The organism is Streptobacillus felis (assembly GCF_001559775.1).
Taxonomy (GTDB): Bacteria; Fusobacteriota; Fusobacteriia; order Fusobacteriales; family Leptotrichiaceae; genus Streptobacillus; species Streptobacillus felis.
The window spans coordinates 1-20,898 of the sequence record NZ_LOHX01000285.1; the positions used below are offsets into that span (position 1 = coordinate 1).

Below are 20,898 nucleotides of genomic sequence, written 5' to 3' on the forward strand. Positions count from 1 at the left end.
ATCACTTTATTTAGCAACAGAAATTATTACAAAAAAATGGAGTCAACCTATTAGAAATTGGGGACAAATTTATATGGAATTAATTATTAATTTTGGTAGAGAGCGTATAGAAATTTAAAGAAATTTACCAATAAATTAAGAGGGTTTGGTCAAAAAACCTTACCCTCTGTATTGACATGCTGTAAAATACAGCTATAATATATTGAATTGTTTATAAACTAAATATCATAAGAGTCTTTGAATAAAAAAGTAAATTTGATGAATTTACAGACTTATTTCAATACTCTCAAGCAGCCTATTTGACTGCCTTTATTAGTCATTAATCATTTTATCTATTAAAATATCAAAGAATTTTAAGAATTCTTCTATTGGTTCTTGGTTTCTCATTCTTTTTAGTTTAAGACATGTACCTTCAAGATTATTAATTAAAAGATAAGTGTAGTAATCTATAAAGCTTGATTTATACTTATTATGTACTATACTTAAAGTTTCAAGGAAGAAATATATTCTACTTTCTATTTGAAAATATGCATCAACTATTTTAGCATTTATTTCATCACTTAAATTTGAAAGTTCTGAATTTAAGTTTCCTAATGGTGAACCACCATAGAATTTTTTTTTGTTAATATGAGATAGAGAATTGCCAAATAGAAAATCATTACCTTCATTAACTTTTATCTCATCATTTTCTTCATCTTCTATCTCTATTATTGCAATATTATTTAAGAAAATAGAAAAAAAAGATTTTAGTTTATATATTGATAAATCATCTACGGTTTTTTCAAATAGTTCTAATATATTATCTCTATGATATTCTATTACGTGTAAAAGTAGTTCATCTTTACTTTTGAAATAGTAATAAAATGATCCTTTTGGAATATTACATACATCTAATATATCTTGAATTCCTGTATTTACATATCCTTTTTTGAAAAAAAGATCTGCACTTTTAATTATTACATTATTTTTCTTTTCCTGTAATGTTTTCTTTTTCTCCATATATTTCACCTCATATATAGTTTAATATTAAAAGGAATTAAAGTCAATAGTTCTTTGGACATTTCGGTCTAAAATTGTATAATTTCCAAAATCTATTTTGTATTCATTAGATATTTTCTTAGAAAATGAACCATGTATTTCTTTTACTCCAATTTTCTTGAACTTATCTATATTATCCTTATTTACACCACAACCTACTATTATAGGGATACTGTTTTCTAGGGCTAATTTAATATTAGAAATACCCTGTAATGCTGTTTTTTCAGCTCCAGAAGTAAGTATTCTAGTTATACCAAGCTCTTTAAGTAATATTAAATTGTTATGATAGTTATTACTTACATCTATAGCTCTATGAAAAACTGATTCTTTACCATATTTATTTGCAATTTGTATGAATTCTTTTGTTTTATCTATATCTATACTTCTATCCCTATTTAGAAATCCAAATACTATACCTTTTACTCCCATTTGTAAAAAAGTTACTGCGTCATTTTTCATGATTTCATATTCATTAGTAGTATATGTAAAATCTCCTTCTCTAGGTCTTAACATTACTATTATATCTTTACTTGATATTTCTAGTGCTTTTTTCACTAAGCTATATGATGGTGTTAATCCACCTGTACTTAAACCTTGGTTTAATTCAATTCTTGCAATGTTAAAATCTTCAGCTATTATTACATCCTCTATATTACCTGCACATATTTCTATATTCATATATATACCTCCATATACATTATACCCTATAATCGAAGATAAAAAAATAATTAATTTGCAATATTTATTATGTAGATGTATAATTATAGTATAAATAAAAAACAAAAAACGTTCTGTTACTTTACAGTACGTTTAATATATTGGAGGAATTAAAATGAAAGTAACTATGGGTGGAAATCCAATTACATTAATTGGAAGTGTTGTAAAAGTTGGGCAAAAAGCTCCTGAATTCAAAGCTGTTAAAGGAGATTTAAGTGAATTTAAATTAAGTGATTATCTTGGTAAAAAAATTGTTTTAACATCATTTCCTTCAATTGATACAGGAATATGTGCAATGCAAGCTGCAAGATTTAATCAAGAAATTGGTAAATTTGATGATGCTGTATTAATTACTATTTCAAATGATTTGCCATTTGCATTAAATAGATATTGTGGTGCTAATGGTATAGATAATGCAATAACTATATCTGATCATAAAGATGTTGATTTTGGGATGAAGTATGGAATGTTAATAGAAGAGTTAAGATTACTTGCAAGAGCAGTATTTGTAATTGATAAAGAAGGTAATATTGCATATATGGAAGTCTGTCCAGAAATTAAGAGTGAACCAAATTATGAAAAAGCATTAGAAGTATTAAAAAGATTATAATAAAAAAGCAACAGAAAAATCTGTTGCTTTTTTGTTATTTTAATATGAAGTGTAGTAAGAATATTACGAATAATACCCATACAACCTTTCCAATTTCTTTACCTTTTTTAGTGAATAATTTAGATAAAACATATACTACAAATCCAGCTGCTATACCGTCTGCAATTGAGTAAGATAATATCATTATTACTATAGTAACAAAACCAGAAGCTGCTGTTGAGAAATCATGCCAATCAACATTAGATAATTGTGTTGCCATTAATATACCAACTACTACTAAAGAAGGTGCTACTACTGGTTCTAAGAATACTCCATTTACTTCTATTCCAGCTATTACAGTTAATAACGGAGAAAGTAAAGTAGATAATAGGAATAATATACCAACTACTATTGAAGTTAATCCAGTTCTTCCACCAACTGCAACTCCACTTGTAGATTCAATATAACTTGTAACATTTGATGTACCGAATGCTGATCCAACTATTGTACCTATTGCATCTGAATAGAACATTCTATCCATATCATAATCTTTTTTACCGTTATTGTTTATTTTATTTGTTACAGCTATTAATGTACCTGCAGTATCAAAGAAATCTACAAATAACATAGTAAATACAACAACTATAGTTTGTGGTTTAGTTATTATAGATTTTAGACCACCTATAAATGCTCCTAAAGCACTTGTATCAAATTGTACACTAACTACTTGACTTGGTGTATTTGGCATCCCTGTTATACCCATTTTATTTAAAATGACTCCAACTACTGCTGTTATAAATAACCCTATAAATACTGCTGATTTGAATTCTAAGCTCATTAAAACTATTGTAATGAATAGTCCAAATAATGCAAGTAGTACTGTAGGATTTTTTAAATTACCTAAAGTTACTAAAGTTGCAGGGCTTGCAACTATTACTCCCATTTTAACAAGTCCAATAAATGCAATAAAGAATCCTATTCCAGCACCTATAGATTGTTTTAAACTTGAAGGTATAGATTCTATTATTAATTTTCTTAACCCTAATAAAGATATAATTAAGAAAATTACCCCAGATAAAAATACCATTGCTAATGCTTCTTGCCATGTATAACCATAAGTAAGTACAACAGTAAATGTAAAGAAAGCGTTTAGTCCCATACCAGGTGCTAAAGCTATAGGTGAGTTAGAATAAAGACCCATAAATATACAAGCTACTGCTGCAGATACTGCTGTTGCAACGAATACTGCGTTTGCTGGTATACCTGCTATACTTAAGATTCCTACGTTAACTCCTAAAATGTATGCCATAGTTAAGAATGTTGTAATTCCTGCTATTACTTCTGTTTTAAAATTAGTTTCATAAGTGTCAAATTTAAAAAATTTATTCACAAAAAAAACTCCCTTCTATATTTTTAAATCGTATATACTAAAAATAAAAAAGAAAGCTTGTTACTCTTTTCGTAGTCCTAGATTAAGGCTCTAGGGTAGAAACTTCCTTGCCATCCATAAGGAGATATACGATTTTTCATAGATATATTAGCATAAAATGAGATAAAAGTAAATACTTCATAAAATCTCTTGCAAGATTAAATTAAATGATATATAATATATGTTGTAAATAAGAGTATATATATTATTAATGATATTGGAAGGAATGAGAGCTTTGGATATTCATCATTTAAAAATATTTTACGAGACATGTAATGAAAAAAGCTTTACTAAGGCTGCAAAAAAACTTTTTATAAGCCAATCAGCAGTATCTATACAATTAAAAAAACTTGAGATTTCTATGTCAACACAGTTAATAGAAAGAAATTCTAAAAGTTTTAAACTTACATTTGCTGGAAAAGAATTATATAAAATGGCACAAGATATATTTAATAAGATATCTCGTATGGAAAATGAAATGAAAAAAATAGTTGCAAATCAAAAAGCTAAAATAGTAGTTGGTGCAACTCATAATATAGGTGAACCTGTTTTACCTAAGATAGTTACAGATTATAGTAAAAAATATAAAGAAGTTGAATTTGAATTATATATTAAAAATAGCTCATCTTTAATTAACTATATAAAAGATGGTGTAATTGATATAGCGTTTATGGAAGAAGAAATAGTTGATGAAAAAGATTTAAAATCTGTTCATACTGATACTTATCCATTTGTAGTTATAGCACCGCCTCATATTAAAAAGGTAGAAGATATAAAAAAGATGAGTATATTAAAAAAGGATACACAACCTGCATCTAAATATATAGAAAAGTTTGAAGAAATTATTAACCATACATTTGAAAGAAAAATAAGTGTAAATGGTAGTAATGAAACTATAAAAAATTTAGTTATGAATGGTATGGGTATAAGTGTACTGCCATATTATTGTGTATATGAAGAAATAAAAGATAAAAAGATGAATCTAGTTCATGAGTTTGATACTTTGGAAGATAAATTCCAACTAGTATTTTTGAAAGAAAATGAAAATAAAACATGGATAGCAAATTTTGTTGAATTCTTTAAACAATACAACATTAAATTTGAAACAGATAGTATAATTAAAAAGAAATAAAATCTTGGGGTGCTGTAATAGGCTGAGATTATACCCATAAACCTGATACAGATAATGCTGGCGTAGGGAAGTATTTTTTTGATGTTTAAAAATATTACTCCCTTGCTGAAAGGGAGTTTTTTTATGAAAAAAATATTCGATATATTGATAAGGTATTACTTAATATTTTTAATATTAATAGTATGGCAATTACTTTCAGGACTAAGAATAGTTCCAAAATTTCTTTTGCCATCACCTATAGATGTAATACTAGCTTTTGTTAAGGATTTTCTACTTATAATGAAGCATACAAAGTATACTATGATAGAAGCTTTTACAGGATTATTCTTAGGAACGCTTTTTGCATTTATTTTATCTATAATTATGGATAGGTTTGAATTTATGTATAAAACTACTATGCCTATGTTAATTATAACGCAAACTATACCTACTGTAGCAATAGCGCCATTACTTGTGTTGTGGCTAGGATATGGTATGAGTTCAAAAGTATTACTTGTAATACTTACTACTTTTTTTCCTATAACTGTTGCGTTACTTGATGGTTATAGATCAGTAGATAAGGAAAGTTTAATTTTATTAAAATCTATGGGAGCGACTAAAGTCCAAGAATATATACATGTTAAATTGCCTAGTTCTTTAAGTTATTTTTTTGCAGGATTTAGAATTTCTGTATCTTATTCATTGATAGGAGCAGTAGTTGCAGAATGGCTTGGTGGATTTTATGGATTAGGGGTATATATGACCCGTGTTAGAAAATCGTATTCATTTGATAAAATGTTTGCAATTATCTTTTTTATATCAGCACTTAGTTTGCTGTTAATGACACTAGTTTCTAAATTAGAAAAATATATAATTAAATGGGAGGAAAAATGAAAAAATTACTGACTATTTTATTCACATTTATTTTAATAATAAGTTGTAGAGCAAAACAAACTGAAAAAGTGGAGGAAAAACCAAAAGAAAAAATTACTATAGTACTTGATTGGGTACCTAATACTAATCATACTGGTTTATTTGTAGCTAAAGAAAAAGGATTCTTTAATGAATATGGTTTAGATGTTGAAATAGTACAACCGCCTGAAGGGAGTACAACTCAATTAATTGGTACTGGTAAAGCTCAAGTAGGTATTAGTTTCCAAGATACTTTAGCTAAATATTTTGCAGCTGAAGAAAAATTACCTGTAACTGCTGTTGCTGCTATTTTACAACACAACACTTCAGGGCTTGTATCTTTAAAAGATAAAAATATTACTTCATTTAAAGATTTAGAAGGAAAAACTTATGGTACTTGGGAAGATCCTACTGAACAAGCTATGATTAATAAATTAATGGCTAATGAAGGTGCAAGTTTTGAAAAAGTAAATGTAATACCTTATTCATGGGATGTATTAAAAGCTTTACAAACTGACACAGATGCAACATGGATATATTATGCATGGGATGGTATAGCACTTAAAAATGCTGGTTTAGAATTTAATTTCTTAGATGTAAAAGTGGAACCAGAATTAGATTACTATACTCCAGTAATTATAGCTAATAATGATTTCTTAGCAAATAATGAAGAAGATGCTATGAATTTAATGAAAGCTATCGAAAAAGGTTATTTATATGCAATAGATAATGTAGAAGAATCTGTAGATATTTTATTAAAAGAAGCGCCTGAATTAAATAAAAATCTAGTATTAGAATCACAAAAATGGATAAATGATTACTATGTAGACAAAGGTGTTAAATGGGGACATATAGATTCTGCTAGATGGAATAATTTCTATGAATGGTTACATAAAAATGGTGTAATTGAAAATGCTATAGAAAAAGATTATGGATTTAGTAATAAATATATAGGAGAGTAAAAAATAAAGTTATGATAAAGTTAGAAGTTAAAGATTTAAGTGTAGAATTTGATGGTAAAACTATAGTTGAAGATATTAACTTCCATGTAGATAGCGGAGAACTAGTTAGTGTTATAGGACTGTCTGGAAGTGGTAAAACAACTATATTTAATGCAGTAGCAGGAATAATACCTGTTAAAAGTGGTAAAATAATATTAAATAATGAAGATGTTACTGGTAAAAATGGTAAAATGAGCTATATGTTGCAAAAAGATTTATTACTACCATTTAAAAATGTACTTGAAAATATTTCTTTGCCTTTAATAATTAAAGGTATAAATAAAAAAGAGGCATTTGAAAAAGTAAAAAAAAATTTGGGAACTTTTGGTTTAGATGGATTAGAATATAAATATCCTAAGGAATTATCGGGAGGACAAAGACAAAGAGTTGCTTTTTTAAGAACGTATATGTTTTCAGATGATATGAATTTACTCGATGAACCTTTTTCTGCACTAGATTTAATAACTAAGGCTAGTATACATAAATGGTATATGGATATTAGAAAAAAATTAAAATTAACAACTTTATTAATAACTCATGATATAGACGAAGCTATTTTATTATCTAATAGAATATATGTATTAAATATATTTGAAGGTGTAGGTAAAATTTCTAAAGAGATAATTATTGATTTAGATAATAGAGATAATACAACTATAGAATTTATAGAATTTAAGAAAAAAATATTGTCAGAATTAGGCAAAATGTAGTAAAATAAGTGTGGAGTAATTAAACTCCGCACTTTATTAATTTTTTTTCAAAAAAAATATATAAAAAGTATTGACAAAGTTTTTTAAATATGGTAATATAATTCTTGTCAATAGGACATTGCAATAATAACGGTGTATAGCGCAGCTCGGTAGCGCACTTGCCTTGGGAGCAAGGGGTCACAGGTTCAAATCCTGTTACACCGACCATTATTATGCGGGAGTAACTCAGTTGGTAGAGTGTCAGCCTTCCAAGCTGGATGTCGCGAGTTCGACCCTCGTCTCCCGCTCCATTTTTTATTTATGGTGGCCGTAGTTCAGTTGGTAGAGCGCCAGTTTGTGGCACTGGTTGTCGCGGGTTCAAGTCCCGTCGGTCACCCCATCATGCGCGAGTGGTGAAATTGGCATACACGCTAGACTTAGGATCTAGTGCTTCGGCGTGTGGGTTCGAGTCCCACCTTGCGCACCATTTTGTTAAAATGAATAATCATTTGAACAAACTAAAGACAGTAGGTACAAAGTAAATCCTACCGAGGTGAGTTCTGAGTATAATACATATATATAAAGTATATACTTTTAACCTCGCCCACTTAAATAGTGGTTTTTTTATTTACAAGGAGGTGAAACAATATGGCATCAAAAGCTAATATTGCAGCAGTAGAAATGTTAACTGAAAAATTAAAAGAAGCAAAAGCAGTAGTTTTCGTTGATTATAAAGGAATTACAGTTAATGAAGATACACAACTTAGAAGTGAAGCAAGAAAAGCTAATGTAGAATATTTTGTTGCTAAAAACAGATTAGTACAAATAGCTTTAAAAAATGTAGGTTTAGATCTTGAGTTAAAAGAATTAGCTGAAGGGACAACATCTTTTGCTTTAGGTTTTGAAGATGGAGTTGCACCATCAAAATTAATCTATGATTTCGCACAACAATTTAAAGGTGAAAAATTAAAAATTAAAGGTGGAATCGTTGATGGAAAAGTAGCTGATAAAAATACTATAGAAGCATTAGCTAAGTTACCATCAAGACCAGAATTACTTGGCATGATAGCTTACGGATTATTATCACCAGTAAGAATGTTAGCAGTTGGATTATCTAACGTAGCAGAACAAAAAGAAGCTTAATAATAAATATAAAATTAAAATAGGAGGAAATTAAAATGGCATTTAATAAAGAACAATTTATTGAAGATTTAAAAGCAATGACAGTATTAGAATTAAAAGAAGTAGTAGAAGCTATAGAAGAAACTTTTGGAGTATCAGCACAACCAGTTGCAGTTGCAGGTGGAGCAGTAGCTTCTGAAGCAGTTGAAGAAAAATCAAACTTCGATGTAGTATTAACAGGAGCAGGAGCTAACAAAATAGCAGTTATCAAAGAAGTAAGAGCAATCACAGGATTAGGATTAAAAGAAGCTAAAGACTTAGTAGATAACGGTGGAGCAGTTAAAGAAGGAGCTTCAAAAGAAGAAGCAGAAGAAATCAAAGGTAAATTAGAAGCTGCTGGAGCATCTGTAGAATTAAAATAATAATTTAAATAAAAATATTGGAAATAGACATCCGAAATACGTGATGTCTTTTTCCTCATTTATAATATACCGTTCAAATTTCAAATCTTTTTACTTTGATCATTTTTATATTTAACACATTATTTTCGGTGTATCAAGGTATATTTTTCATAGGAGGAAACTTAAAAAATGAATAACAAACTAATTAAAAGATATAGTTTTGGGAAAATTAAAGATAGGGGAGAAATGCCTAATTTTTTAGAATTCCAATTAGATTCTTATGAAGATTTTTTACAAACAAAAAGATCTCATGATGCTAGAGAATTAAAAGGATTAGAAGCTATTTTCCAAGAAACATTCCCAATAGAATCTGCTAATGGTACTTTAAAATTAGAGTATTTTGGGTATGAAATACATGATAGTGAGGCACCATTAAATGATGAATTAGAATGTAAAAAAAGAGGTAAAACATATTCAGGTCAATTAAAAGTTAATTTAAGATTAACAAATAATAAAACTGGAGAAATTAAAGAGACATTAGTACATTTTGGGGATATACCTTTAATGACTGATAAAGCAACTTTCATAATAAATGGAGCAGAAAGGGTTGTTGTTTCTCAATTACATAGATCACCAGGTATTACATTTAATAAAGAATTAAATATGCAAACTGGTAAAGATATGTTTATAGGGAAGATAATTCCATATAAAGGAACATGGCTTGAATTTGAAACAGATAAAAATGATGTTTTAAATGTGAAAATAGATAGAAAGAAAAAAGTATTAGCATCTGTATTTTTAAAAGCAGTTAAGTTCTTTGGAACTAATGCTGAAATAATGGATGAATTCTTTGAAGTTAAAACTGTTAAACTTAGCCCAATAATTAAGAAATATAAGAATATTGAGGATGCAAAAAGTGTTATTAGAACAGAAATAGAAGGTTCATTTGTTAATGAAGATGTAATAGATGAAAAAACAGGAGAAATAGTAATTGAAGCTGAAAGTTTCATAGATGAAATAGTTGTAGATAAATTATTAGAATTAAACACTGAAGAAATTACTATTTGGGAAGTTAAACCTGAAGATAGAATGATAGCAAAATCTATTAAAGAAGATGTTACTAAATCTTCAGATGAAGCAGTAGTTGAAGTATTTAAAAAATTAAAACCAGGAGATATAGTTACAGTAGAGAGTGCGTATAACTTAATTATACCTATGTTCTTTAATCCTCAAAGATATGATTTTGCACCAGTTGGAAGATACAAAATCAATAAAAGATTAAAACTTGAAGGTGAAATTAATGAGCAAGATATAGTATTAACTAAAAATGATGTTATAGCTACAATTAATTACCTTAAAGTTCTATACAATGGTGGAGGAACTACTGATGATATAGATAATTTATCAAACAGAAGGGTAAGAGGAGTAGGAGAGCTATTATCTATACAAATTAAAGGTGGAGTAGCTAAAATGTCTAAAATGGTTAGAGAGAAAATGAAAACACAAGACATTAATACTTTAACACCACAAAGTTTATTAAATACTAAACCTTTAAACGCATTAATATTAGAATTCTTTGGAAGTGGACAATTATCACAATTCATGGATCAATCTAACCCACTTGCTGAATTAACACATAAAAGAAGAATATCTGCTTTAGGACCAGGAGGATTATCAAGGGATAGAGCAGGATTTGAAGTTCGTGACGTTCACAATTCTCATTATGGAAGAGTTTGTCCTATAGAAACACCAGAAGGACCAAATATTGGATTAATTGCATCACTTTCTACTTATGGAAAAGTAAATAAATATGGATTTATTGAAACTCCATTTGTTAAAGTTAAAAATGGTGTTGCTGACTTTAATGATATTAGTTATTTAGCTGCAGATGAAGAAGAAGGATTATTCATCGCCCAAGCAGATACAAATATAGATGAAAAAGGTAAATTATTAGATAAAGAAATTACATGTAGATATGGTGATGAAATTGTTCACGTTAAAAAAGAACAAGTTGATTTAATGGACGTTTCACCTAAACAAATAGTTTCAGTTTCAGCAGGATTAATTCCATTCTTAGAACACGATGATGCCAACCGTGCACTTATGGGATCAAACATGCAAAGACAAGCAGTACCATTACTTAAAACAGAAGCTCCTTATGTAGGAACTGGACTTGAAAGAAAAGTTGCCATAGATTCAGGAGCAGTACTTTGTTCAAAAGTAAAAGGTGAAGTTACTTATGTAGATGCAAGTAAGATAATTATTACTGATGAAAAAGGTGATGAACACTTACATAGATTATTAAACTTTGAGAAATCAAACCAAAGTATGTGTTTACATCAAAAACCTATTATTGATTTAGGAGCAAAAGTTGAAAAAGGTGATATCTTAGCTGATGGACCATCTACAGCTGGTGGAGATTTAGCTTTAGGTAAAAATATATTACTAGCATTCATGCCTTGGGAAGGATACAACTTCGAGGATGGAATTCTAATTTCAGAAAGATTAAGAAAAGATGATGTATTCACTTCATTACATATAGAAGAATTTGATATTGAAGCTAGAACTACAAAACTTGGAGAAGAAGAAATAACAAGAGAAATACCTAATGTATCTGAAGAAGCATTACGTAACTTAGATAAAGATGGTATAGTAAGAATAGGTGCTTATGTTGAACCAGACGATATATTAGTTGGTAAAGTAACGCCTAAAGGTGAAAGTGAACCGCCTGCAGAAGAAAGACTATTAAGAGCAATCTTTGGAGAAAAAGCAAAAGATGTTAGAGATACATCACTTAGATTACCACACGGAGTTAAAGGAACTGTAGTAGATGTATTAGTTTTATCAAAAGAAAATAAAGATGACTTAAAAGCAGGAGTAAATAAAGTAGTAAGAATTTACGTTGCTGAAAAGAGAAAAATAATGGTTGGAGATAAAATGTCAGGAAGACATGGTAATAAAGGGGTTATATCTCGTGTATTACCAGTTGAAGACATGCCACATTTAGAAGATGGTACTCCAGTTGACGTATGCTTAAACCCATTAGGGGTTCCATCACGTATGAATATAGGACAAGTACTAGAGGTACATTTAGGACTTGCTATAGGGGATATGGATAAATATATCGCAACACCTGTATTTGATGGTGCAACAGAAGAAGATGTTAAGAATTATCTAGAAGAAGCTGGATATCCAAGAACAGGTAAAGTTAAACTTATAGATGGAAGAACTGGAGAATATTTTGATAATCCAGTAACAGTTGGAAGAATGTATATGTTAAAACTGCATCACTTAGTTGAAGATAAGATGCATGCTAGAGCAATAGGACCATACTCACTAGTTACTCAACAACCATTAGGAGGTAAAGCTCAATTTGGTGGACAAAGATTAGGAGAAATGGAAGTTTGGGCACTTGAAGCATATGGAGCATCAAATATCCTTCAAGAAATGTTAACTGTTAAGTCTGATGATATTAACGGAAGAACTAAGACTTATGAATCAATTATTAAAGGACAAGCTATGCCAGAAGCAGATGCACCTGAATCATTTAAAGTATTAGTTAAAGAATTCCAATCTTTAGGATTAGATGTAAATCTATATAATAAAGAGGGAGAAAGAATAGAATTAGACAATAATTTTGAAGGATAAAAAAACTAGAATAAGGAGGCTCATATTCGATGAGTATAAGAGATTTTGATAGTATTCAAATTAAACTTGCTTCACCAGAAAAGATTTTAGAATGGTCTTTTGGAGAAGTAACTAAATCAGAAACTATAAACTATAGAACTTTAAAACCAGAACCAGATGGTCTTTTCTGTGAAAAAATATTTGGACCAACTAAAGATTATGAATGTACTTGTGGTAAACATAAGAAAATGAAGGATAAAGGTACTGTTTGTGAAAAATGTAAAGTTACTATTACTACTTCTAAAGTTAGAAGAGAAAGAATGGGACACATTAAACTTGCAACACCTATAGCTCATATTTGGTATTCTAAAGGGACACCAAATAAAATGAGTTTATTACTTGGTATAAGTACTAAAGAATTAGAAGCCGTTTTATATTTTTCTAGATATATAGTTATTGATGGCACTGGTACAGAATTCAAAAAATATCAAATTATTAAAGAAACACAATATAGAGCATGTATAGAAAATGATAAAACAGGTTCTTTCCGTGCTAAAATGGGTGCTGAAGGTATTTTAGAATTATTACAAGAATTAGAATTACCAGTTTTAGAAAAAGAACTAGAAGAAGAAATTGATGGAGAAACTTCTACTCAAAAAAGAAAGAAAATGGTTAAAAGATTAAAAATAGTTAGAGATTTCATTACTTCAGGAAATAAACCTGAATGGTTAATATTAACTATATTACCTGTAATACCTGCAGACTTAAGACCATTAGTACAATTAGATGGTGGAAGATTTGCAACTAGTGATTTAAATGATCTATATAGAAGAGTAATAAATAGAAATATTAGATTACAAAAATTAATAGAGTCAAATGCTCCAGAAATTATGATAAGAAATGAAAAAAGAATGCTTCAAGAAGCAGTTGATGCATTAATAGATAATGGTAGACGTGGTAAACCAGTTGTAACTCAATCAAATAGAGAGTTAAAATCATTATCAAATATGTTAAAAGGTAAACAAGGAAGATTTAGACAAAACCTACTTGGAAAACGTGTGGATTATTCAGGACGTTCTGTTATAGTAGTAGGACCAAATTTAAAAATTCATCAATGTGGATTACCTAAGAAAATGGCATTAGAATTATACAAACCTTTCTTAATGAGAGAATTAGTAAAAAGAAGTATAGCAACTAATGTTAAAACAGCTAAGAAAATGGTAGAGGAAGAAAACGAAGCAGTTTGGGAATTAATTGAAGAAATTATTAAAAATCACCCAGTATTACTTAACCGTGCCCCAACTCTACATAGATTATCAATACAAGCTTTTGAACCAACATTAATAGAAGGTAAAGCTATAAGACTACATCCATTAGTATGTTCTGCATTTAATGCCGATTTTGATGGTGACCAAATGGCTGTGCATTTAGTATTATCACCTGAAGCACAATTAGAAGCTAAATTATTAATGCTTGCAACTAATAATATCATAGCTCCATCAAGTGGAAAACCCATAGCAGTACCATCTCAAGATATGGTTATGGGATGTTATTACATGACTAAAGAAAGAGCTGGTGAAACTGGAGAAGGTAAATATTTCTCAAGCATAGAACAATTAATAACTGCATTCCAAAATGAAAAAGTTGGAGTACATGCTTTAGTTAATGTTAGAATAAATGGAGAAATTATTAAAACAACTCCAGGAAGAATAATATTTAACCAATTATTACCAGAAGAAATAAGAAATTATGAAGTAACTTTTGGTAAAGGTGAATTAGGAAAATTAATTGCAGGATTATATGAACAATATGGATTTGAAAAAACTTGTGAATTAATAGATAGTATAAAAGAATTTGGATATCACTTTGCAACATTTGCAGGAGTAAGTGTTGGTATTGAAGATTTACAAATTCCTGCTGAGAAAAAAGCTATACTTGCTAAAGCAGATAAAGATGTTTTAGATATAGAAAAAGCATATAAATCAGGGGAAATAATTAATGATGAAAGATATAGAAGAACTGTTCAAGTATGGAATAAAGCAACAAATGATGTAACTAAAGCCATGATGGATAGCCTAGATCAATTTAATCCTGTATATATGATGGCAAACTCTGGAGCCAGAGGATCTATAGCACAAATTCGTCAATTAGGTGGAATGCGTGGAATGATGTCAAATACTAAAGGAGAAATTATAGAAATACCTATTAAAGCGAACTTTAGAGAAGGTCTTAACGTATTAGAGTTCTTCATGTCATCACACGGAGCTAGAAAAGGTCTAGCAGATACTGCCTTAAGAACTGCCGATTCAGGATATTTAACAAGAAGACTAGTTGATATATCTCATGAATTAATAGTAAATAAAGATGACTGTGGTTGTGGAAATCACGGTATAGAAGTTAGTGACTTAACTTACGAAGGTAAAGTTATTGAAAAATTAGAAGAAAGAATATATGGAAGATTCTTAGCTGAAGATTTAGTAGATAATGGAGAAGTAATTGCAAAAGCAAATACATTAATAACAAAAGATTTATTAAATGAAATTGTAAAGAGAAATATAACAAGTGTTAAAATGAGATCTCCATTAACATGTAAACTTGATAAAGGTGTATGTAAAAAATGTTATGGAGTAGATTTATCTAACCATAAAGAAGTACTTTTAGGGGAAGCAGTTGGAGTTATTGCAGCTCAATCAATTGGGGAACCTGGTACTCAGCTTACAATGCGTACTTTTCATACAGGAGGGGTTGCAACTGGTTCAGAAGTACAATCAGATTACAAAGCTGATGAAGATGGAAAAGTTAAATTTGAAAATATTGAAACATTTGTTTACCCTGATGGAAGAGAAATTGTTGTTTCATCTGTTGGTAAAGTAATATTAGGTAAATATCGTTATGAAGTACCTTCAGGTTCAATATTAAGAGTAAAAGATAAAGAAAAAGTAACTAAAGGACAAGTATTAATAGAATTTGATCCTTTCCAAACACCTACTATTTCTACAGTAGCAGGTCATATAGAATTTAGAGATATATATATTAAAGAAAATATAGATATTAAATACGATGTTACAGAAAGATTAGCTATTAAACCTATAGAAAGTACTCAAGTTAAACCTAGAGTTATAGTTTATGATGATAAAGGTAAGAAAATAAAAGAATATGATATCAATTATGGTTCTTACTTATTATTCAAAGAAGGAGAAATGATTAAACCAGGAGATATAATTTCTAAATTACCAAAAACTGGTGGAGGAAATAAAGATATTACTGGAGGTCTTCCAAGGGTACAAGAATTATTTGAAGCAAGAAACTTAAAAGGTAAAGCTATACTTGCAAATGTTGGAGGAAGAATTAAATTCTCTGATAAAACTAAGAAAGGTATGAGGGTTGTAGAAATTCATGATATAGATAAAGATACTATGATAGAAGAATACTCAATACCAGCAGGAGAACATTTAGTAGTTTCAAATGAAATGATAATAAATGCAGGAGATAAATTAACAGAAGGTCCTATATCACCACATGATATATTAAGAATTAAAGGACCTGTTGAAGCACAACAGTTTATATTAGAATCTGTACAAGAGGTATATAGAAGCCAAGGTGTTACAGTTAATGATAAGCATATAGAAATAATAGTTAAACAAATGTTCCAAAAAATTAGAATTAAAGAATCTGGAGATTCATTATTCTTAGAAGATGAATTAGTAGATAAAAAAGTAATTGAAAGAGAGAATGAAATATTAATCTCTAAAGGTAAAAAACCTGCAGTTTATGAACCAGTAATACAAGGTATAACTAAAGCTGCCGTAAATACAGAAAGCTTTATTTCTGCATCTTCATTCCAAGAAACAACAAAAGTATTAGCAAATGCAGCTGTTGAAGGAAAAGTTGATAGATTAGAAGGATTAAAAGAAAACGTAATTATCGGTAAGAAAATACCTGGAGGAACTGGATTTAAAAACTATAAAGACTTAAATTTATTTTTAGGTGAAGAGGAAGAAAAAATAAATGAAGAAATGTAATGTATAAGGGGTTAATTCCCCTTGTATATTACTTAGGAGAGTAGTATGAAAGGAAAATTATTCATAGTTTCTGGTCCTTCAGGATCAGGAAAATCTACTGTTACAAAACTTGTTAGAGATATTTTAAATATACCTTTAGCAATTTCTGTTACTACACGTCAAATGAGAGTAGGAGAAGTTGATGGCAAGGATTATTATTTCATTACTAAAGAAGATTTTGAAAGAAAAATTAGTAATGGAGAATTATTTGAATATGCAAATGTTCATGGAAATTACTATGGTACTTTAAATTCTGAAATTGAAAAACATTTAGAAAATGGTAAAAATGTTATTCTAGAAATTGATGTACAAGGTGGAGTTATTGCTAAAAGTAAAAGAAGTGACTCTATTTTAGTTTTCTTTAAAGCTCCAAATCTTGAAGAATTAGAAAAAAGACTAAGAGGAAGAAAAACTGATAGTGAAGAAGTAATACAAAAAAGATTAAAAAACGCAATTAAAGAACTTGAATATGAAAAAGATTATGATGTTACTATAATAAATAACGATATTGAAGATTCTTGTAAGCAACTTATTGAAATCATAGAAGGCTAAAGGAGAATGACTATGAAAAAAGAAAAAATTTCAGTAGATGAATTATTAAAAAAAGTGCCTAATAAATATGAGTTAGCTATTTTAGCTGGAAAAGCAGCTAGAAAAGAATTTATAGAAGGTGTTGAAAAATATAAGATAATTGATAATGTATTTGAAGATATATTAGAAGAAAAAGTAAAAATTGTAGAAAATGAATAAATATTAATCTTGACATTTTAGAATATCACATTATACTTATATTATGGAGGAGTAAATGAATAAAGTGCCCGAAAATGAAGAAAAAGTAATTAATGGTATTGATATTGTAGATTTGATAGGTCAATTTGTTGATTTGAGTAAAGCTGGGCAAAGCTATAAGGGTTATTCACCGTTTAAAAGTGAAAATACACCTTCATTTTCAGTACATCCAGGGAAAAAAATTTTTAAAGATTTTAGTTCTGGAATTGGTGGAAATGTAATAAAGTTTTATTCATTAATTAAGAATATATCGTATTCAGATGCATTAGAAGAACTTGCAAAAAAATATGGTATTGCTATTAAAATAAATAAATCAAAAAAAGGGAATTATGACACCTTAGGTCATAAGATTTTACTTGATGCTCAAAAATATTATGCTGATAATCTAGAAAAGTCAACAGAAGCGATAGAATATCTAAAAAAAAGAGGATATGATTTAAAAGATTTAAAAAAATATCAAATTGGATATGCTACTAAAGAGTGGCATGGATTATATAATTTTCTTAAAGAAAAGTATGCTGATGAAGAATTGTTAAAAATAGGTATAGTAGCTAGAAGTCAAACTGATAGTGAAAATATCTATGATGTTTTTAGAGAAAGAATTATGTTTCCTATTTTTAATAAATTCCAACAAATCATAGGATTTGGTGGTAGATATATAGGTGATAATAAGGAAGTACCTAAATATTTGAATTCAACTGAAAGCTATATATTTGATAAAAGTAGTGAACTTTATGGTATTTTTGATAGAGGTATAGTAATAAAAAATTCTAAGTATGCAATCTTGATGGAAGGATTTTTAGACGTACTAAGTTCACATATTAATAATTATAGTAATGCAGTAGCCTCACTAGGTACTGCTTTTACTGAGAAACAAGCAAAATTATTAAAAAATTATACTAATAGTATAGTAATAATGTATGATAAGGACGAGGCTGGTCAAAAAGCTACTAAATCAGTAATTAAAATATTGAATAGATTAGAATTTAACATTAAATGTTCAAGTTTACCAGATGATGTAAAAGACCCTGATGAATATTTTAAAAAATATAAATCAAGTGATTTTAATGGGGTATTAACTAATTCTATTGATGCCTTAGAGTATATGGTAAATGCTGAATTGAAAAATTTTGATTTAACACAACCTGCATCAAAAATTGAGGCAATTAAAATAATGAGACCATATTTTGAGAGTATAACAAATGAAATTATATATAAAGATGGGATTAATAAATTTTCTAAGATTATTGGTGTAGAATATAAGTATATATTTGATATGTATTCTAAAAATATACACAATAAATATAATAATGAAATAATACGAAAAAAAGAAAAAGTAATTGAAACAAATACTATAAAACAAAAAGATTTGGGTCAAGAAACTTTAGAACATCTTTTATTATCGAAAGAAGTAAATGTTAAATTATATGAATTATTATTATCATTCCTAGATGAATCAAAAGAATACGCTGAAATACATAAAAAACTTTTATCTGTTAATTATCAAATAGATAGAATACCTGATATTGAATTTACAGAAGAAGAAATGATGTTATTGGGTGAAATTACATTTACAGCTAAAGAATATGGAGATGAAGACTTCATAAGAATTATTAAATTATGGATGGATAATAGAATTTTAGAATATATAGAATATTTAAAAATGCTACCAAGTGGTGAAAGTATTAAATATATGTTAGATGCGGTAAAATTAAAAAAAGAATTAAAAAGAATTGTTTTAATAGAAGATTTATTAGAATTTTTTGAACAAATTAAGGTTTTAAAGGGAGAACGAAATGGCGGCTAAAAATATAGATTTAAAAGAGAGTTTATCTAATTTAATGAAAAAAGCAAAAGAAGAAAAAATTATTAGTGTTGAAGAAATAAATAATTTAATGAAAAATAATTTTTCTCAAGAAAAAATAGATGCTATCATTTTTAAAATTAAAGAATTAAATATAGAATTAGTAGATAAAATAGCCGACAAAACTAAAACTAAAACTGAAAAAGAAGTAGAAAAAGTAAAAAAAGAAGAAGTTGAACCTGAAATAAATATAGATGAAAAAGAAGTAGAAGCAATGCTTAATGAAGATTTAATAACAGTTAGTGAATCTTCAGATGTTGATGAACCTATAAAAATGTATTTAAGAGAAATAGGTCAAATACCTCTACTAAAAAGTGAGGAAGAATTTGAACTTGCAAGACGTATAGGTTTAGGAGATGAAAAAGCTAAACAAGAATTAATGGAATCTAACTTAAGATTAGTAGTAAGTATTGCTAAAAAACATACTAATAGAGGTTTAAAATTATTAGACTTAATACAAGAAGGTAATATAGGACTAATGAAAGCTGTAGAAAAATTTGAATCTGATAAAGGATTTAAATTTTCAACATATGCAACATGGTGGATAAGACAAGCTATTACAAGGGCAATAGCAGATCAAGGTAGAACTATTAGAATACCAGTTCATATGATAGAGACTATAAATAAAATTAAGAAAGCATCAAGAATTCATTTACAAGAAACAGGGAAGGAACCTACTGCTGATTATTTAGCAAAAACTGTTGAAATGCCAGTAGAAAAAGTAAAAAATATTCTTGAAATGAATCAAGATCCAATATCTTTAGAAACTCCTGTAGGAAGTGAAGATGATTCTGAATTAGGAGATTTTGTTGAAGATGATAAATTCTTGAACCCTCATGAAGCTACTGTTAGATCAGTTCTTAAAGAAAAGTTAAATGAAATACTGAAAAAAGAGCTTAATGAAAGAGAGGAACAAGTTCTAAGATTAAGATATGGACTTGATGATGGTGCACCTAAAACTTTAGAAGAAGTTGGAAAAATATTTGATGTAACTAGAGAAAGAATACGTCAAATTGAGGTAAAGGCTATAAATAAATTAAAAAATATTAAAAAGAAAAAAGGTCTTGAAGACTTTAGAAATTAGAGCAAAATTAATTGCTCTTTTTTTTTCTATAGGAAATTAGAACTCTAATAAAGTGTTTATATTTTTATTAATTCAAATAATTGAATAATTATAATGATATAAAAAGAATGCACTTTATATATTCAAGTAGCACAAAATTACCTATTTGAATAATAGGCCATTAGGGTTATAGAATTTATGAATAGGTCGGCCAAAAGCACTACTTACAAAAAGTTCATAAGCTTCAAGATAAATATTACAATTAGGACACATAAAAGGATCAAATTCCCAAATAGCTTTAAAGTTCTTTCTAAAAAGTGAAGGAACTTTTTTAAGTTCAGTTTTAAATAAAGCAAGAGCTGATTTTAACTTATCAGATTTTCTTCTAGCATAGAAACCAAATCTATTAATCATTTTAAAATGTTTGTAAGGTAGATGAAAAAGTAGTTTAGAAACAAAATCTTGAATCGTTAAAGTATGATAAG

The 20,898-nt window shown here is 28.3% G+C and carries 17 protein-coding genes, 4 tRNA genes, 2 riboswitches and 1 other annotated feature; of the genes, 17 read left to right on the plus strand and 4 right to left on the minus strand.

What is annotated here, in order from left to right; all coding sequences use genetic code 11:
- Positions 1–312: 312 nt before the first annotated feature.
- On the minus strand, positions 313–999 hold the full coding sequence (locus AYC60_RS04765; protein ID WP_067321839.1) for a TetR/AcrR family transcriptional regulator: 687 nt from the start codon (positions 997–999) through the stop codon (positions 313–315).
- Between the two features lie 27 nt (positions 1,000–1,026).
- Positions 1,027–1,716: a copper homeostasis protein CutC gene (locus AYC60_RS04770; protein WP_067321840.1), complete on the minus strand. Its 690-nt coding sequence runs from the start codon at positions 1,714–1,716 to the stop codon at positions 1,027–1,029.
- A gap of 154 nt (positions 1,717–1,870) precedes the next feature.
- On the opposite strand from AYC60_RS04770, the gene tpx reads away from it, so the two are divergent.
- A complete protein-coding gene (gene tpx / locus AYC60_RS04775; protein WP_067321843.1) occupies positions 1,871–2,365 on the plus strand; it encodes a thiol peroxidase in 495 nt (164 codons plus the stop codon).
- 34 nt (positions 2,366–2,399) lie between these two features.
- On the opposite strand, the gene AYC60_RS04780 is transcribed toward tpx, so the two are convergent.
- On the minus strand, positions 2,400–3,734 hold the full coding sequence (locus AYC60_RS04780) for an NCS2 family permease (RefSeq protein ID WP_067321845.1): 1,335 nt from the start codon (positions 3,732–3,734) through the stop codon (positions 2,400–2,402).
- A 52-nt stretch (positions 3,735–3,786) separates the two neighbouring features.
- Positions 3,787–3,886, minus strand: a riboswitch (purine riboswitch).
- Positions 3,887–3,984: 98 nt separating this feature from the next.
- Here AYC60_RS04780 and AYC60_RS04785 point away from each other — a divergent pair.
- From AYC60_RS04785 to rpoD, 16 genes are all read left to right on the plus strand, one after another.
- The gene (locus AYC60_RS04785; RefSeq protein WP_231724635.1) at positions 3,985–4,905 is read left to right on the plus strand and encodes a LysR family transcriptional regulator; all 921 of its coding nucleotides are present in this window, start codon (positions 3,985–3,987) and stop codon (positions 4,903–4,905) included.
- A riboswitch (TPP riboswitch) is annotated at positions 4,901–4,991 on the plus strand. Its footprint overlaps the gene before it by 5 nt.
- A 37-nt stretch (positions 4,992–5,028) precedes the next feature.
- A complete protein-coding gene (locus AYC60_RS04790; RefSeq protein WP_067321847.1) occupies positions 5,029–5,778 on the plus strand; it encodes an ABC transporter permease in 750 nt (249 codons plus the stop codon).
- Positions 5,775–6,758 (plus strand): ABC transporter substrate-binding protein, encoded by a 984-nt coding sequence (locus tag AYC60_RS04795; RefSeq protein WP_067321850.1) that lies wholly within the window; start codon positions 5,775–5,777, stop codon positions 6,756–6,758. The genes AYC60_RS04790 and AYC60_RS04795 overlap by 4 nt, the downstream gene beginning before the upstream one ends.
- 11 nt (positions 6,759–6,769) lie before the next feature.
- Positions 6,770–7,507, plus strand: coding sequence for an ABC transporter ATP-binding protein (locus AYC60_RS04800; protein WP_067321854.1), 738 nt, complete (start codon positions 6,770–6,772; stop codon positions 7,505–7,507).
- A gap of 130 nt (positions 7,508–7,637) precedes the next feature.
- Positions 7,638–7,714 (plus strand) — tRNA-Pro (locus AYC60_RS04805).
- Positions 7,715–7,721: 7 nt separating this feature from the next.
- Positions 7,722–7,797, plus strand: a tRNA-Gly gene (locus AYC60_RS04810).
- A gap of 13 nt (positions 7,798–7,810) precedes the next feature.
- Positions 7,811–7,886, plus strand: a tRNA-His gene (locus AYC60_RS04815).
- Between the two features lie 4 nt (positions 7,887–7,890).
- Positions 7,891–7,973: transfer RNA gene (locus tag AYC60_RS04820), tRNA-Leu, on the plus strand.
- Between the two features lie 13 nt (positions 7,974–7,986).
- Positions 7,987–8,120: a sequence feature (ribosomal protein L10 leader region), on the plus strand.
- Between the two features lie 14 nt (positions 8,121–8,134).
- Positions 8,135–8,629: a 50S ribosomal protein L10 gene (gene rplJ, locus AYC60_RS04825; protein WP_067321856.1), complete on the plus strand. Its 495-nt coding sequence runs from the start codon at positions 8,135–8,137 to the stop codon at positions 8,627–8,629.
- Positions 8,630–8,664: 35 nt separating this feature from the next.
- On the plus strand, positions 8,665–9,030 hold the full coding sequence (gene rplL / locus AYC60_RS04830; RefSeq protein WP_067321857.1) for a 50S ribosomal protein L7/L12: 366 nt from the start codon (positions 8,665–8,667) through the stop codon (positions 9,028–9,030).
- Positions 9,031–9,198: 168 nt separating this feature from the next.
- Positions 9,199–12,657 carry a DNA-directed RNA polymerase subunit beta gene (rpoB, locus tag AYC60_RS04835; RefSeq protein ID WP_067321858.1) on the plus strand — a complete coding sequence of 1,153 codons (3,459 nt, stop codon included), beginning with the start codon at positions 9,199–9,201 and terminating at the stop codon, positions 12,655–12,657.
- 29 nt (positions 12,658–12,686) lie between these two features.
- Positions 12,687–16,658: a DNA-directed RNA polymerase subunit beta' gene (gene rpoC, locus AYC60_RS04840; RefSeq protein WP_067321859.1), complete on the plus strand. Its 3,972-nt coding sequence runs from the start codon at positions 12,687–12,689 to the stop codon at positions 16,656–16,658.
- A 45-nt stretch (positions 16,659–16,703) separates the two neighbouring features.
- A complete protein-coding gene (gene gmk / locus AYC60_RS04845) occupies positions 16,704–17,249 on the plus strand; it encodes a guanylate kinase (RefSeq protein WP_067321864.1) in 546 nt (181 codons plus the stop codon).
- Between the two features lie 12 nt (positions 17,250–17,261).
- Entirely contained in the window at positions 17,262–17,447 is a 186-nt protein-coding gene (gene rpoZ, locus AYC60_RS04850; protein ID WP_067321866.1) for a DNA-directed RNA polymerase subunit omega, read from the plus strand.
- 55 nt (positions 17,448–17,502) lie between these two features.
- Entirely contained in the window at positions 17,503–19,293 is a 1,791-nt protein-coding gene (dnaG, locus tag AYC60_RS04855) for a DNA primase (RefSeq protein WP_067321868.1), read from the plus strand.
- Positions 19,283–20,434, plus strand: coding sequence for an RNA polymerase sigma factor RpoD (gene rpoD / locus AYC60_RS04860; protein ID WP_067321869.1), 1,152 nt, complete (start codon positions 19,283–19,285; stop codon positions 20,432–20,434). Before dnaG ends, rpoD begins: the two co-directional genes overlap by 11 nt.
- Positions 20,435–20,575: 141 nt before the next feature.
- Here the strand turns inward: rpoD and AYC60_RS04865 are convergent.
- Positions 20,576–20,898 (minus strand): transposase (locus tag AYC60_RS04865; RefSeq protein ID WP_197416976.1); only part of this gene is annotated, 323 nt, incomplete at its 5' end.